Source organism: Brevundimonas intermedia (assembly GCF_004614235.1).
Classification (GTDB): domain Bacteria; phylum Pseudomonadota; class Alphaproteobacteria; order Caulobacterales; family Caulobacteraceae; genus Brevundimonas; species Brevundimonas intermedia_A.
In genome coordinates, this window is sequence record NZ_SPVH01000007.1 from 182,670 (window position 1) to 197,219 (window position 14,550).

Sequence of the window (14,550 nt, forward strand, 5' to 3'; positions counted from 1 at the left end):
TCGGGTTATGCGGGTCGCCAAGCGCCAGGCCGAAAACTACGCCAAGGCCTTGGCCGAATGGCCGCCTTTCCTGATCGCGGTGGATGTCGGACGGTCGATAGAGCTGTGGTCCGACTTTGCGCGGCAAGGCAAGATCTATGCGCCGTTCCCGGATCGGGCGGGCTACCGGATCACTCTGGACCAGCTGCGCTCGCCCGAGATCCGCGAGCGGCTGCGTCGGGTCTGGACCGATCCGATGTCGCTCGATCCGGCGGCGCGGTCGGCGGCGGTGACGACCGAGATCGCGACGTCTCTGGCCTGGTTGGTGAAGTCGATCAACGGTCGGCGTCAGGCCGGGCTCGGGCCCGTCGATCGCGCCGCCCAGGCGAGCAAGACCGCGCGTTTCGTGATGCAGTGCATCTTCGCCATGTTTGCGGACAGCGTCGGTTTGATCGAACGGCGAAGCTTTCTGGGGTTGCTGGAAAGCTATCGCGGGGAGGCGGAGCGATTCCATCAGGGCGCGCGGTCGTTGTTCACGGCCATGGATCAGGGCGGCTATTGCGTCGCCACCCGCCAGCCCATCCGCCGGTTCAACGGCGGCCTCTACAGTACGGTCGAGACGCTGCCGATCGAGGAAGGCGAGTTGGCCGCCCTGATCGCAGCGGCGAAGTGCGACTGGACCGATGTTGAGCCCGCCATCTTCGGAACTCTGTTGGAGCAGGCGCTAGACCCGGCGGAGCGGGCCGAACTGGGGGCGCATTACACGCCGCGCGCCTATGTCGAGCGCCTGATCGAGCCGACGATCATGGAGCCTTTGCGCGCGGATTGGGAGGCGGTGGAGGGCGAAGCCGTTGCGGACTTCATGCAGGGCGACGTCGTAAAGGCGCGTCGCCGTCTGCACGCCTTTCATGACCGGCTGTGCAAGACGCGCGTGCTGGATCCCGCCTGCGGCACGGGCAATTTTCTCTATGTCGCCACGCGGATGATGAAGGAGCTGGAAGAGGAGATCTTCAGCGCGCTGGGAGAAATGGGCGAACACCAGGGCGTGCTGGCTTTCGACGGGCGGGTGGTCAGCCCCGAGCAGTTCTACGGCATCGAAAAGAACGCCAACGCCGCCTGGATCGCCGAGATGGTCATGTGGATCGGCCATCTTCAGTGGCACTTCCGCATATCCGGCGCGCCGATGCCGTCGGAGCCCATCCTCAAGAACTTTCGCACCATTCGGCAGGCCGACGCCCTGTTGGAGTTCTCGCGCGTCGAGGTGGTCCACCGGCGGGATCAGGCCGAGCGACAAACGATTCGCTATGTCGATCCGCGCCCGACGCCCTGGCCAGAGGTTGATTTCATCGTCGGCAATCCGCCCTTCATCGGCGGCAAGGGCCTGAGACGAGAGTTGGGCGACGGCTACGTCGATGCCCTCGCGGCGATCCGGGACGGCCGATTTCTGTCTGCAGACCTCGTCATGGCCTGGTGGGATCGAGCCGCGGAAATCCTTGCTCGCCCCGACACGCGTTTGCGTCGGTTCGGCTTCATCACGACGAACTCGATCACCCAGACTTTCTCGCGACGCGTGATCGCGCACCATCTGGCCAAACGGCCGCCGATCAGGATCGTCTTCGCCATCGCGGACCATCCGTGGGCCAGGGGCGCGGGATGCGCCGACGTCAGGATCGCCATGTCCGTCGCCGAGCGCGGCGAGCCTGACGGGCAGGGACGCTGGCTGAGAGTCAAGGATGCGGATGCCAAGACGTTTGAAGAGCGGCACGGAGACATCGGCCCGGACCTGATGCTGGACAGTCGATTGACGCGTATCCGACAGCTGAAGGCCAACGCCGTGCTGGCCTATCGTGGCGTGCAGCTGATGGGCGCGGGCTTTCAGGTCGCGCCGGAGGAGGCGAAACGCCTGCTGTCCGGCTCGGACCCGCAGGCGCCGTCGCCGGTTCGCGACTATCGCAATGGCCGCGATCTGGCGGATCGGTCACGCGGTCTGCAGGTCATCGACTTCTTCGGCTGGGACGAGGGTGAGGCGCGTCGTCGTCATCCGCTGCTGTTCCAGCATCTTCTGGAGACGGTGAAGCCGGATCGGGATCGCAACAACCGGGCGGCCTATCGTGACAACTGGTGGATTTTCGGAGAGCCGCGTCGCGATCTGCGGGACGCCCTGGAAGGATTGAGCCGCTTCATCGTCACCATAGAAACCGCCAAACATCGCTGGTTTCGATTCATGGACGCCGCCACCTTGCCGGACAACAAGCTGGTGGTGATCGCCAGCGACGATCCGTTCGTGCTCGGCGTCTTGTCGTCGCGCCAGCATCGCGCATGGTTCGCCGCCAACGCGGGCCGTATCGGCGAATACGAACGCGAGGCCGTCTATGTGAAAGGCGCCTGTTTCGACACCTTCCCATTTCCGGATGCCGGCGCCGCCTTGGCGGCCGAGATCGGCGTCCTGGCCGAGGAACTCGATGCCGTGAGGGCTGGCGTCCTGCGCGACAGTGACGCCTTGACGATGACCGGGCTTTACAACGCCAGAGCAAGAATAGGCCTGGGCGATCACGTGTCGGACGCCGAACGCGCGATCTACGACCATGGGCGCGTCGGCATCATCGACCATCTGCACCAGCGTCTCGATCAACTGGTGGCCAAGGCCTATGGCTGGCCTGACGATCTGGCGGACAGCCAGATCGTCGAGCGCCTGATCCAACTGAACCAGGCCAGGGCTGAGCAGGAGGAGCAGGGCGACATCCGCTTCCTGCGACCTGCCTATCAGGCCGGCAAGGTCCGCCAAGGCGTTGCGAGACCGGCGCAGCCTCTTCTGCCGACATCGAAGGAAAAGGCGCTGTTGCCTGAACAACCGGGCGTCCTGGCGTCGAGCCTGCTTTCAATCCTTCGCAGACAGGGCGTTCCGATGTCGCCGACCGAGCTGATCGACGAGTTCGAGGGCAGTCGGCCGCGCGCGAAGCGGCTGATCACCCATACGCTCAAGGTGCTGGCGGTTGCGGGATCGGTTCAGATGACGGACACGGGCTGGTTCGCGCCGCGGCGGATGCCGAGTTAGGGCTCAGGCCTGGGCGACGCCCATGGCCTTCATCAGGGCGTCGCGGATGGCGGCTTCGGTGAAGGGCTTCTGGATGGTGGGTTGGCCGCGCCATTCTTCGGGCAGGCCGCCTTCGCCATAGCCGGTCGAGAAGACGAAGGGCACGCCACGCGCCTTCAACACCTCGGCGACGGGGAAGACCTGACGGCCGGCGACGTTGACGTCCAGCAGGGCGGCGTCGAGGTTTTCGGTGTCGCGGGCCAGGGCCTCGCCGTCGTCGATGTTGGACGCCGGACCGACCGGAATGCAATCCATGTCTTCCAGGATCGTCTCCAAAAGCATGGCGACGAGGGATTCGTCCTCGACGACCAGGACGCGGCGGCCGCTCAGGGGTTGGGTCATCGTGAAGCCGTCCTGTCGAGCGGAACCGTCAGTTCCGCGATCAATCCATCGGGGGCGTAGACCAGATCGATCTCGCCCGCCAGATCATGGCGAATGTTTCGTTCAATCAAGCGGCTACCGAAGCCTCTTCTGTCCGGCGCCGTAACTTTCGGCCCGCCCATTTCGCGCCAGCTGAGCTTGAGCTTGGGCGCGCGTTGATCCGCCAGCGCCCAGTCGATCAGGATGCGACCTTCTGGCGTGTGCAGAGCGCCATATTTGGCGGCATTGGTGGCCAGTTCGTGGAAGATCATGCCCAGAGACAGCACGATGGCGGGCTCCAGCGACACCGGCGGTCCGTTCAGGCTGATGCGGGTATGACCATAGGCCTCGGTCTCGTGCTCCAATATGGCGCGCAGGTCGGCGCCTTCCCAATGGCTTTGCGTCAGCAGATTGTGGGTGTGCGACAGGGCCATGATCCGGGACTGGAAGGTCTCGGCGAAGCCTGCGGGATCGGTGTTGGAACGTGCGGTTTGGATGGCGATCGACTGGACCGTGGCCAGGGTGTTTTTCACCCGGTGGTTCAGTTCGTCGATCATCAGCTTCTGACGCTGGGCGGCCAGGACGTTGTCGGTGATTTCGTGGCCCTGGACGAAGATGCCGACGACCGCGCCCGCGCCGTCGCGGATCGGCTGGTAGATGAAGTTGAGATAGACGGTTTCCAGCGGGCCGTCTGGAGTCCGCTGCAGCTGGGCCACGCTTTCGCGGCCTTCATAGGGCTCGCCGGTCGCGAAGACTTCGTCCAGAAACTCGTAAAAGCCCTGACCCTCAAGTTCCGGCAGGGCGTCACGCAAGGATTTGCCGGCGATGTCACGGTGGCCGATCAACTGGCTGTAGGCGTCGTTGTGCATCTGGAACCGATGTTCCGGGCCAGACAGTATGGCCACGAAGCCCGGCGCCTGCATGAACATCTCGACCAGGCGATTGCGTTCGGTCTCAAGGCGTCGATTGTCTTCCTGCACGGACTGGGCGCGGCGCAGGACCGAGCCTCCGATGATCGCATCCAGCGCCGTGGTCGGTTCGTCCGGCTGAATGTTCGGGGACAGATCCGTGACGTCCATGGTGTGCTGAAGCAGCAGCACCACCTCGCCCGCGTCGTTCAGGATCGGCGTGTGGGTGGCGCTCCAGATCCGTTCAACAAAGGCCTCGCTGCCGTCCGGCAAGGTCTTTGGCATCGAATAGCGCACGACGGCGAGGTGATCGCGTTGTCGGGTATCGCGCGCCTTTTCCAGAGAGGCGCGGACCTGTCGCACGTTTTCCGGCGCCTCGGTTCCGGGGCCGGAGTCGAAGGCGGCGAACAGAAGCTGGCCGATCACCTCGCTGCGCCTGGCGCCTGTGACGTCCACATAGGCTTGATTGAATTCTGCGATGCGCAGGTCGGGCGTCAGCAACAGATACGGGTTGGGCGAAGCCTCGAAGGCCGCGCCCAGATTGACGGTCAGGTCGCTTGATTGTGTCGTGTCGTTCAACGCCTACCCCGTCCAGCTTGGCGATAACGCACGATTTTGAAATCGGTTCTACAGCGAGATGTCGTGAACTGTGATCGCAAGGTCATTGGCGCGATCACAGGATTTGCTAAGCAGCGGGGATGACAATCGCCGGCGTCTTCGCCACCCTCTCGCTCATGATGGCGCCCGCAGCCGACCAGCCCACTGTCCGCATTCAGCAAGGCGTCCTGATCGGAGGCGCCGATGCCGACGTGGCCGCGTTCAAGAATATCCCCTACGCCGCACCGCCGACGGCCGAGCGACGCTGGCGCCCGCCGGGCCCGGCGCCGACATGGCAGGGTCAGCGTGACGCCTCGACCTATGGGCCCCTGTGCATCCAGGCGCCGCCGAACGGCGATCCGGGCGTGGGACCTCTGCCGATGAGCGAGGACTGCCTGAACCTGAACGTCTGGCGGCCTGTGGGCACGCGCCAGCCGGCGCCGGTCATGGTGTGGATCCATGGCGGCGGTCTGGTGAACGGGTCGGGCACGGCGCCGCTGTATGACGGCACGACATTGGCCAAGCGCGGCGTCGTCGTGGTGACGCTTAACTATCGGCTGGGGCGGCTGGGCTTCTTCGATCACCCGGCGCTGGCGGCCGAGCGTCCGACGGGCGAGGCGGCGGGCAACTATGGCCTGATGGACGTGACGGCGGCGCTGAAATGGGTGCGCGCCAATATCGCGGACTTCGGCGGCGATCCCGAGAACGTCACCATCTTCGGCGAGTCGGCAGGCGGGGCCATCGTGACGCGGCTGATGATCTCGCCACCAGCGCGGGGCCTGTTCGACCGGGCCGTGGTGCAGTCGGGCCTGGGGCGCGAGTTGCAGACGCCGCTGGACAAGAAGGGACCGCACGGCGCCCCGTCGGCGCGCGAGCGGGGCGAGGTCTGGTCATTCGGCGCGGGTCTGAGAACCGCCGCCGATCTGCGCGCCGCGCCGGCGGAGATGTTTCTGACGCCGCCGCCGGTGTTCGCGAACGGAGACCTGACGCTGATCGACGGGCGGATCGTGCCGTCCACGGTCGAGGCGGCGTTCAAGGCGGGGCGGCAGGCGCCGGTGCCGATGATCATCGGCACGAACAGCGCCGAGTTCTGGTGGATGCGACCGACGGACCGCAACGGCTATGGCCAGATCGACGACGACATGACCTGGCTGGAGCGGGCCGACGCGGTTCAGGCCTATGGCGGTCTGGAGGCGTTCGACAAGCTGTCCATTACGGACCTGGTGTTCTCGGAGCCGGCGCGGATGCTGGCGCGGCTGCACAACAAGGCCGGTCATCCGGCCTGGCTCTATCGGTTCGACATCTCGTCGCCGCAGAATCCCGAGCCGCACGGCGGGGCGACCCATGCGATCGAGCGGCCCTATGTGTTCGGCACGCTGAACACCCTGCCGTATCCGGTCGAGGATCGGGATCGCAAGGCGTCGGAGGCCATGATCGGCTACTGGACCGCCTTTGCGCGTTCGGGCGATCCCAATGGCGTCGGCCGGATCGAATGGCCGCGCGCCAGGGCAGGGGATACCCGGCTGATGAACTTCGGCAACGCCGGGCCGACGGTGACGCCGGTTCCGTTCAGCACACGGCTGGACCTGCTGGAACGGTTCCGCGACCGGCCCCGTCCGTAAGGGCGTCAGCCGGCCGAGGTGGCACCGGACTGCTTCTCTTTTAGCGTGACCAGTTCCTCGGCCATGGTCGGGTGGACGGCGCAGGTGGCGTCCCACTGGGCCTTGGTCAGGCCGGCCTTTACGGCGATGGCGGCCAACTGGATCATCTCAGGGCTGTCCGGGCCGACGATGTGGACGCCGACGACGCGCTGGCTGTCGGCGTCAACCACCAACTTCATCAGCACCCGCTCGTCCGAGCCGGTGAAGGCGTATTTCATCGGGCGGAAGCGGGTGACATAGACGTCCACGCCGTTCGAGCATGACCGGCGCGCCTCGGCCTCGCTGAGGCCCACGACGCCGACCGGCGGCTGGCTGAAGACGGCGGTGGCGACGGCCTCGTAGTCGAAGTGCTGGGGGTTGTCGCGATAGACGGTCTGGTGGAAGGCGACAGCCTCGCGGATGGCGACGGGCGTCAGGTTCATCCGGTCGGTCACGTCGCCGATGGCCCAGATGTTGTCGGCCGTGGTTTTCGAATAGGGATCGACCTTGATCGCACCTTCGTCGTTCAGCTCGACGCCCGCAGCCTCCAGGCCCAGGTCCTTGACGTGGGGAATGCGGCCGGTGGCGAACATGACCACGTCGGCTTCCAGCTTCATGCCGTTTTCGAGGTGGTTGACCAGGCCGGTGGGGGTCTTTTCGATCTTCTCGTGCTGACAGCCCAGTACGACCTTGATGCCGCGCTTCTCGATCTCGCCCGCCAGATGCGCGCGCACGTCGTCGTCGAAGCCGCGCAGGATGTTGGGGCCGCGATAGATCAGGGTCGTCTCGACGCCCAGACCGGCGAAGATGCCCGCGAACTCCACCGCGATATAGCCGCCGCCGGCGATCAGGATGCGCTTGGGCAGTTCGGGCAGGTGAAAGGCCTCTTCCGAAGTGATGGCGTGTTCAATGCCGGGCATGTCTTCCGGCTTCCACGGCCGCCCGCCCGTGGCGATCAGAATCTTCTCGGCGGTGATGGTGCGGTTCTTGCCGACGATCTCGACGGTGTGGGCGTCCTTCAGGACCGCGCGGCCGTGGACCAGTTCGACGCCGGCCTTGCCCAGATTGGCGGCGTAGATGCCGGACAGGCGCGCGATCTCGACGTCCTTGGCCTCAAGGAAGGTGGGCCAGTCGAACTTGGCGTTGTCGAACGACCAGCCGTAGCCTTCGGCGATTTCCAGCGCGTGGCTGACCTCGGAGGCCATGACCATGAACTTCTTGGGCACGCAGCCGCGAATGACGCAGGTGCCGCCGACCCGGTATTCCTCGGCGACCGCGACCTTCTTGCCGTCCAGCGCCGTCAGCCGCGCCGCCCGAACCCCGCCCGAACCGGCGCCGATGACGAAGAGGTCGTAGTCGTAGTCGGCCATGGTGCGGGTTCCGTCGAGCAAGGGCCCCAACTGAAAGCGGGGTCTGGCATTTAAGCCGAGCGAGGCGAAATCCAAGCCCGAAAGCTTCTTTTGGGTCAGAACCCAACCGCGATCCCGAAAACGCGTGCTGCGGGCGGAACAAGGGCGTTAAGCCGGGGTTGGAGGATGAAACCGGCTGAAGGAAAGCGCGTCGTGATGCACCAGATCAAGCGCGGATCGCGATTGTCGATCGGCGTCCTTTGCGGACTTCTCGGCGGCTTGGTCGCAAGCTGCGGCGAAAGCTCTGATCCGGTTCGGGCCGATGCGCATGCCTCGTCGTCCGTCTCGTCCGAAGGATATGGATCAAGCGTCGAGGCCCAGGCGCCGGCTCCGTCGGCCGCCGCCGCATCGACGGCCTCGCCCACGTCTTCGCGGCAGGCGTGCTACCTCGCGGTCGATGGCCGTGTGCATGTCGATGGGCCGTGCCTGGTGTTTCCATTCGGCGATGGCGGCTACACGCTAAACGCCTGGTCGGACGGCAAGCCGGCGCAGTCTCATTTCGCCGTGGTCACGACCAATGGCGACGGAACCGCGACCGCGACATGGAACGCCGATCCCGACGACACGCGCGCCGGCGACCCTTTGGGCGCGGCCAGGTTCAGCGAAGGGTGCTGGGTCAACGACCGCGTTAAAATCTGCGCGAGCGAGCGGTGAGATACGGCAGGCTGTCGAGCGTCCGGCGGACAAGCTCTTGGCAGTTCTCATTTTAGAAGAAGAAGACGATGGTGGGTGATGTAGGGTTCGAACCTACGACCCGCTGATTAAGAGAACCCGTTCTTCGGTTTTCCTGACCCCGCCGATTGCACGCTAGAGCGCGATCAAGCAATTGAAATAATTGACATTATATACCCTCTAGCGCACATTTGGCGTCTTCTTCGCATTTCGAGAAAGAGACTCTCGAGCCGGAGTTCACCGTCCTAATCACCGTCCTAATAGGGGGTTTCGGCACCGTCCTAACGCCGAAAACGTCAGCAAATGCCAGATCAGCGCCTCGCTCTAACGGACAAAATTCTCATCGGCATGCCCTTCGCCAGAAGCGGGCAGATCGTGGTCCGCGACACCGAACAACCCGGCTTCGCGGTGCGGATCGGCGCCTCGACCAAGACCTTCATCATCTAGGCTGATCTGCGCCGCGACGACGGCACGCGCTCAACCATCAAGATGAAGGTCTGCGAGGTCGGCGAGTTGAACACGCGCGCCGCACGCGCGAAGGCGAGGGGACTCCTGCTGCTCATTGCCGCTGGCGAGGATCCGCGTCCCAAGAAGAAGGTAGAGATTCTGGCCGCGGCCAAGGCCGCCGAGAAGGCCGAGGACGAGGCCGCGCGCGCCGCGCCGTTGGGCGTCCCGACGGTGCGGGAAGCCTGGTCGCGGTTCAGGGTCTCCCACCTCGAACGGAAACAGCGCAGCCCCGCCACGATCCGGGGGTACACCGATCATATGGAGCGTTTGTTCGCGGACTGGCTCGACCGGCCGCTCTCCGAGCTCGGTGACGAGCCTCGCCTCCTGGCGGATCGTCACGACCTGATCAGCGCGAACAACGGGCCCGCCATCGCCAACGGCGCCATGCGCACCTTCCGCGCCGTCTACAATCACGCCCGCAAGACGTGCCGTGCGCTTCCGCCGGAGAACCCGGCAGCCGCCGTCGACTGGAACCCGGAGAAGCGCAAGGACACCGCTATGGGGGTCACAGACCTACCGGGCTGGTTCGAACAACTTGCCAGGATCACGAACCCGATCCGCCGCGAGTTCCATTTGATGACCCTGCTGTCGGGGTCCCGGCCGGAGGTGCTCAAGAACGTCCGCGTCACCGATCTGGATCTGAAACACCGGATCATGCATCTCTCCAAGCCCAAGGGCGGAGAGATAAAGGCCTTTGACGTGCCTCTGTCGCGGGCGATGATGGAATCCATCTTCCGGCTCAGGCGGATCGCGCCGATCATCTATCCGGAGAGCGGTCGCGTGTGGCTGTTCCCGAGCGATGCGCCCTGCGGTCACATGACAGAGCATAAGGAGGACCGGGCGGTCCTCAGCCATTGGGGCAACGACCTGCGTCAGACCTACCGGACGCTGGCCCAGGCCGCCGAGGTCTCCGAGGTCGACATGCACCTTCTGATGAACCACGCACTGCCGGGCGTGAACTCGGGCTACATCACGCGATCCAAGCTGATGCGGGATCATCTGCGCGCCCAGCAGGAGCGATTGTCAGCCTTCTTCATCGGCGCTGCGGTAAAACGCGGGCGTCCGTCCAGTGACGAACTGAGCCGGTGGCTCAACAGCACCAGTCGCACTTTGCTGGACGATCTGATGGCGGAAGATCCGGATGCGGTTCGGCTGAAGGCCGGACCTCGGGCGGCGATCCGCAAGCTTGAGGTTCAGGCGGCGCGCCTGGCCGTGCATGCCCTGCCGTCGGTTTTGATCGATGCGCCGTCCCGGCGAAGCCGGACCTCAACCACCCGCCCGTAACCGAGGCGCGCTCAAACAAGGCGACGGGCGGTCGACTTAGAGCACCGTCCTCAGTGACGGATCGATGGATTTGCGCCAGTCCGCGCCGACGCCGGCGGCGTCGGCGAACTCCGGCCACCGCTCGACCGCGTCGCGGACCTCCTGGACGATCGCCCGGGCGCGGCGGGCATTGATCGACGCAGTGCGGGCGCTGGCGTCGAAATCGTCGAGAGTGAAGCCGTCACGCTTGCCGTTCATCGACATCTGATGCCGCGCCGTCCACAGGCCGGTCGGATTGTAGCTCCAGGTGATGTCGTAGGCTGGCGACAGCGACCAAAGGTCTCGCGGCGGAAGGCGACGCCGGCGGCCAGTTTGGCCTCCCCGGCGGGAAGGGTGAATAGGGACCCGTCCGCCAGGGCATTGACGGACGAAACCGTCGTCTCCCCGACCCCGCGCGCCCAGCCGGAGCCAATGAAGGCCAAGGCTGCCGGAGAGCTGTTCGAGCCGTCGGCGAAGGGATTGAAGTATCCATCGCGCGGTGCGCTGTAGGCGGTCGCCGGATTATCGGCGATCGCGCCGAGCGCCTCGCGCAGGAAGGTGGAGTTCAGCTGATTGCTGCTTGAGTTTTCACCGTGTTCGCGCGCGTAGGCGGCGTAAGTGTCCAGCCGCCAGCTTCCCGCCAGATCGATCTTGGCCCCGATCGAGGCCCCCAGGCTTTCGGCGCGGCCTTCGATCCTCGGATTGCCGAGATCGCGGCCGAAATTATAGGCGATGATGTGTGATGTCGCGCCTGTCGGAGACACAAAATAGGGGTTCGCTGCGGTCACGGTGAAGGTCGTTGGAAACCCTTGAGACACCGCCTCGAACTCGCGCAGGCCATAGCGAACATCGGCGTTGACCGAGACGCGGTCGCCGAGGTCCTGATTGAGGATCAGATAGGCGCTGTGTCGGGTTTGCTCCGGCAGGACGTTCAAGCCTTCGCGGTGATTGTAGAGATTGCCTTGACCGGCGATGAAGTCACTCGGGCTCAGGCCTTCGCCATTCTGCCCACTGGGGATGGCGAAGGTGGGGACATAGCCGCCGGCTGCGGCGTCGAAGACGACGATGTTGCCGGGGTTGCTGAAGATGCGACGCCGGTCGGCGCCTCCGAACCGCCGCAAGTCCGCGTCGTTCGCCCGGTCCCGCTCGGATGCCGCCAGGCGGCTGCGGTCATTGTATTCATAGGTGCCCAGGATCGAGCCTGACGACCACCGCCCCCCGACGGTGTGGGCAATCTGGAACTCATCGCTCGCCCCATCCGAGGTGACGCCGTACCGGACCCGCGTCTCGGCGCCGTCATAGTCCTCACGCAGGATGATGTTAACGACGCCGCCCACGGCATCCGCTCCGTAAAGCGCTGACGCACCGTCGAGCAGCACGTCGATGCGGGCCACGGCGCTGGTCGGTATTGTGGAGACATCGGCGAAGTCGCCCTTGTTTCCTGTGCCCGCCATTCGTCGGCCGTTGACCAGAACGAGAGTCGCATCGCTGCCCAAGCCGCGCAGATTGACGCCCGAGGCGTAAAAGCTGTTCGTACCCCTCCGGTCGCCGCCGTTGCTCATGGCGGCATCGTTACCGGTGCCGCCAAAGTTCTGGGGCAGGGCGGCAAGCGCTTGGGCGACCGTTCCATGTCCTTGCCGGTCGATATCGTCCCGGGTCACGGTGATGACGGGCGAGGGGCCGTCGGCGACGCCGCGGATCAAACTGCCAGTGACGATCACTTCCGCGATCTCGACCGCCTCGTCCGTCGCCTCTGCACGGGCGGAGGGATCGAAGACGACGAGCGTGTTGGCGCTCGTCCGCCGGGCGCGCAGTCCGGTGCCCTGCAGCAGGGCGGTGAGGGCTTGGTCAGTCCGAAGCGCGCCATTGACGCCGGGAGACTGACGACCGGCGACAAGGTCGGTGGAATAGAGAATCTGCTCGCCGCTCTGGGCCGCGAAGAGGGGCAGTGCGGTTTGCAGCGGGCCGGCGGGAACGCGGAACTGCACGGCAGCCGTTTGCGCCTGGGCGATGACGGGCGTCGCCGCAGCGAGCATCAATACGCCAAGCGCAGTGGAACAAGGACCGATACGCATAACACTCCCCCGAAATGGATACCCGCACAGACGCGGGTCGGGGAAGAGACGAAGGGGCGCGGCAAAACCCCTCAGCGCACCGCCGCATTTTTCGCAGGGGCGTCACGAATGATGATCTGACCGGTTGGAGTTCGCTCGGCGACGACGGGATAAAGCTCGACGAGCGCGGAGACGAACCCCTCGACGTCGCCCGTGTTGAAAGCGCCGCTGACGGCGATGCGGGAGATGCCAGGCGACTGAAGTACGACCTTGGTGCGGCTGTAGCGATTGACCTCGGCGACGGCGGTTTCGACGGTGTCGCCAGCGAAGATCAGTCGCCCCGTCGTCCAACTCGTTTCCGAGGCGACGTCCACGGTCCGGACGGCGTGACGCGGCGAGGTCGTGACGATCTGCTGGCCCGGCGTGAGGGACCACGCCTGAGAGACCGCCGAACGATCGCTGACATCGACCTTGCCCTCGACGAGGGTCACCTGAGCGCCGTCCCCCGATCGACGCACGTCGAACCGGGTGCCGACGGCGGTCACGTCGGTGTCCCCAGCGCGGACGATGAACGGGCGGGCACGATCGCCCCGAACTTCGAAGAAGGCCTGACCGCTCGCCAGTTCCACGGCGCGTCGCCCGCGGGTCAGCTTCACGCGGATGCTGGAGTCGGTGTCCAGCGTCACCCGTGACCCGTCAGCCAGAACCACCACCCGGCGCTCCCCCATAGCCGTCTCGTAAGACTGAGGTCGGCTGGACCACAGGGCGACGCCGACCGCGAGCGCGGCGACCGTGGCGATCGCCCCTATGGGAACGACACTTTTGGCCAACCGGCTTTGGGATTGGCGCGACGCGTCGGCTCGAGCGCGCGCACCCTGCGTCAAGGCGGCGATATCGGCGTCCCCCTTGAGGCTTCCCGCCGCCTCCCACATGGTCTCGATGCGCGAATAGGCTTCGGCGTTCTGCGGGTTGCGGCGCCATTGGCTGAAGGCTGTGATGTCCGAAGCCGCGACCCGCTTCTGGTTGAGGGTCGCGAACCATGACGCGGCTTCGCGGCGTCTTGCGTCCAGGTCTTTGTCGGCAGTCATCGTTCGCGCCTTAGACGTCCAGTTGCGCCATGCAGTGCTCGACAGCCTTGGCCATACGTCGTTCGACTGTAGCCAAGCTGATCCCGTGAGCCAGAGCAATCTCTGCGTATGTCATACCGTCAAACCGGCTCAAGACGAAGACGTCCCTGTAGAGAGGCGGCATCGTCTGGAGGATTTGCTTGAGATGGAGGCGATCAACAGGCGCGTCAGCCGCGGTGCCCAGGATCGGAGCCTCACCTTGCAACGCGCGGTCCCGCCGGACCAGACGGCGATGCTCGTCGCGGACAAGGTTTAGGGCGACCCGAAGGAGCAGCGCCTTGGGGTGCCGGATGTCCTCAAGGAGATAGGGGGTGAGACGCAGATAGGTCTCCTGCACTACGTCGTCCGCCTCGTCGATGCCCACACGCCCGCGAAGCCGCTTCTCCAGCCATCCCGAATAGCGGCGGTAGAGCCCGTTGAGGCTCGCCGCTGCGTCCGGATTCAACTCCTTCACATCGCTCAACGCGACCTCCAGCCGGCTGTCAGACGGCGGGAATCCGAGAGCGCGTCCGCGCGGGCCGGACGCACTCAGGGGTGCGCCGCAGCCGATGGCGGACGGACGCCGCGCGTTAGGGCGCGGTCGTAAAGGTTGAGCTTCGCACAGGGGATTCCCGGCCCCTATCGACGCGAACGCCGACGGCTGAGCATGAATCAAACCGAGTCTGTGTGCAAGGCGGAGGGGTCGGGCGAGGAATCCTCTGCGAAGAGGCCCGCGACTTCAGGGTGAAACGCCGCCTCCGCCAAAGGCAGGCCCCGGCTCAAGTTCCGCCCCTATATGACGGCGCCCGACACCAACCCGTTTAGGGGCCGTGATCCGCCAGGGCAAGTGATCCGCGAAGCACGGCACGCGACCGGAAAGACCGGGTTTGGCTGACGCATTTCCGCAAGATCCTTGCGGGGT

Annotated in this window: 11 protein-coding genes; 4 read left to right on the top strand and 7 right to left on the bottom strand. The window is 65.3% G+C overall.

Features of this window, described 5'->3' with window-relative positions:
- The first annotated feature begins 7 nt into the window (after positions 1–7).
- Positions 8–3,034, top strand: a complete 3,027-nt coding sequence (locus tag EGY25_RS14915; protein ID WP_245159493.1) for a class I SAM-dependent DNA methyltransferase — start codon at positions 8–10, stop codon at positions 3,032–3,034.
- 3 nt (positions 3,035–3,037) lie between these two features.
- On the opposite strand, the gene EGY25_RS14920 is transcribed toward EGY25_RS14915, so the two are convergent.
- Both EGY25_RS14920 and EGY25_RS14925 read right to left on the bottom strand, forming a co-directional pair.
- Positions 3,038–3,415, bottom strand: a complete 378-nt coding sequence (locus EGY25_RS14920) for a response regulator (RefSeq protein WP_135195813.1) — start codon at positions 3,413–3,415, stop codon at positions 3,038–3,040.
- Complete coding sequence (locus tag EGY25_RS14925; RefSeq protein ID WP_135195814.1) at positions 3,412–4,920, bottom strand: sensor histidine kinase; 1,509 nt, start codon at positions 4,918–4,920, stop codon at positions 3,412–3,414. Before EGY25_RS14925 ends, EGY25_RS14920 begins: the two co-directional genes overlap by 4 nt.
- Positions 4,921–5,039: 119 nt before the next feature.
- On the opposite strand from EGY25_RS14925, the gene EGY25_RS14930 reads away from it, so the two are divergent.
- Positions 5,040–6,560 carry a carboxylesterase/lipase family protein gene (locus tag EGY25_RS14930; protein ID WP_135195815.1) on the top strand — a complete coding sequence of 507 codons (1,521 nt, stop codon included), beginning with the start codon at positions 5,040–5,042 and terminating at the stop codon, positions 6,558–6,560.
- A gap of 5 nt (positions 6,561–6,565) precedes the next feature.
- Here the strand turns inward: EGY25_RS14930 and gor are convergent, their stop codons facing one another.
- Positions 6,566–7,948: a glutathione-disulfide reductase gene (gor, locus tag EGY25_RS14935; protein ID WP_135196067.1), complete on the bottom strand. Its 1,383-nt coding sequence runs from the start codon at positions 7,946–7,948 to the stop codon at positions 6,566–6,568.
- 165 nt (positions 7,949–8,113) lie between these two features.
- On the opposite strand from gor, the gene EGY25_RS14940 reads away from it, so the two are divergent.
- Together EGY25_RS14940 and EGY25_RS14945 are read left to right on the top strand one after the other, a co-directional pair.
- The gene (locus EGY25_RS14940) at positions 8,114–8,641 is read left to right on the top strand and encodes a hypothetical protein (RefSeq protein WP_135195816.1); all 528 of its coding nucleotides are present in this window, start codon (positions 8,114–8,116) and stop codon (positions 8,639–8,641) included.
- A 507-nt stretch (positions 8,642–9,148) separates the two neighbouring features.
- Complete coding sequence (locus tag EGY25_RS14945; RefSeq protein ID WP_135195817.1) at positions 9,149–10,450, top strand: integrase; 1,302 nt, start codon at positions 9,149–9,151, stop codon at positions 10,448–10,450.
- Positions 10,451–10,486: 36 nt separating this feature from the next.
- Here the strand turns inward: EGY25_RS14945 and EGY25_RS16605 are convergent, their stop codons facing one another.
- From EGY25_RS16605 to EGY25_RS14965, 4 genes are all read right to left on the bottom strand, one after another.
- Entirely contained in the window at positions 10,487–10,759 is a 273-nt protein-coding gene (locus tag EGY25_RS16605; RefSeq protein WP_348521876.1) for a hypothetical protein, read from the bottom strand.
- Entirely contained in the window at positions 10,684–12,543 is a 1,860-nt protein-coding gene (locus tag EGY25_RS14955; RefSeq protein WP_135195819.1) for a TonB-dependent receptor, read from the bottom strand. The genes EGY25_RS16605 and EGY25_RS14955 overlap by 76 nt, the downstream gene beginning before the upstream one ends.
- Before the next feature lie 71 nt (positions 12,544–12,614).
- Positions 12,615–13,610, bottom strand: coding sequence for a FecR family protein (locus tag EGY25_RS14960; protein ID WP_135195820.1), 996 nt, complete (start codon positions 13,608–13,610; stop codon positions 12,615–12,617).
- A gap of 10 nt (positions 13,611–13,620) precedes the next feature.
- A complete protein-coding gene (locus tag EGY25_RS14965) occupies positions 13,621–14,103 on the bottom strand; it encodes an RNA polymerase sigma factor (protein WP_245159511.1) in 483 nt (160 codons plus the stop codon).
- Between the last annotated feature and the right edge of the window lie 447 nt (positions 14,104–14,550).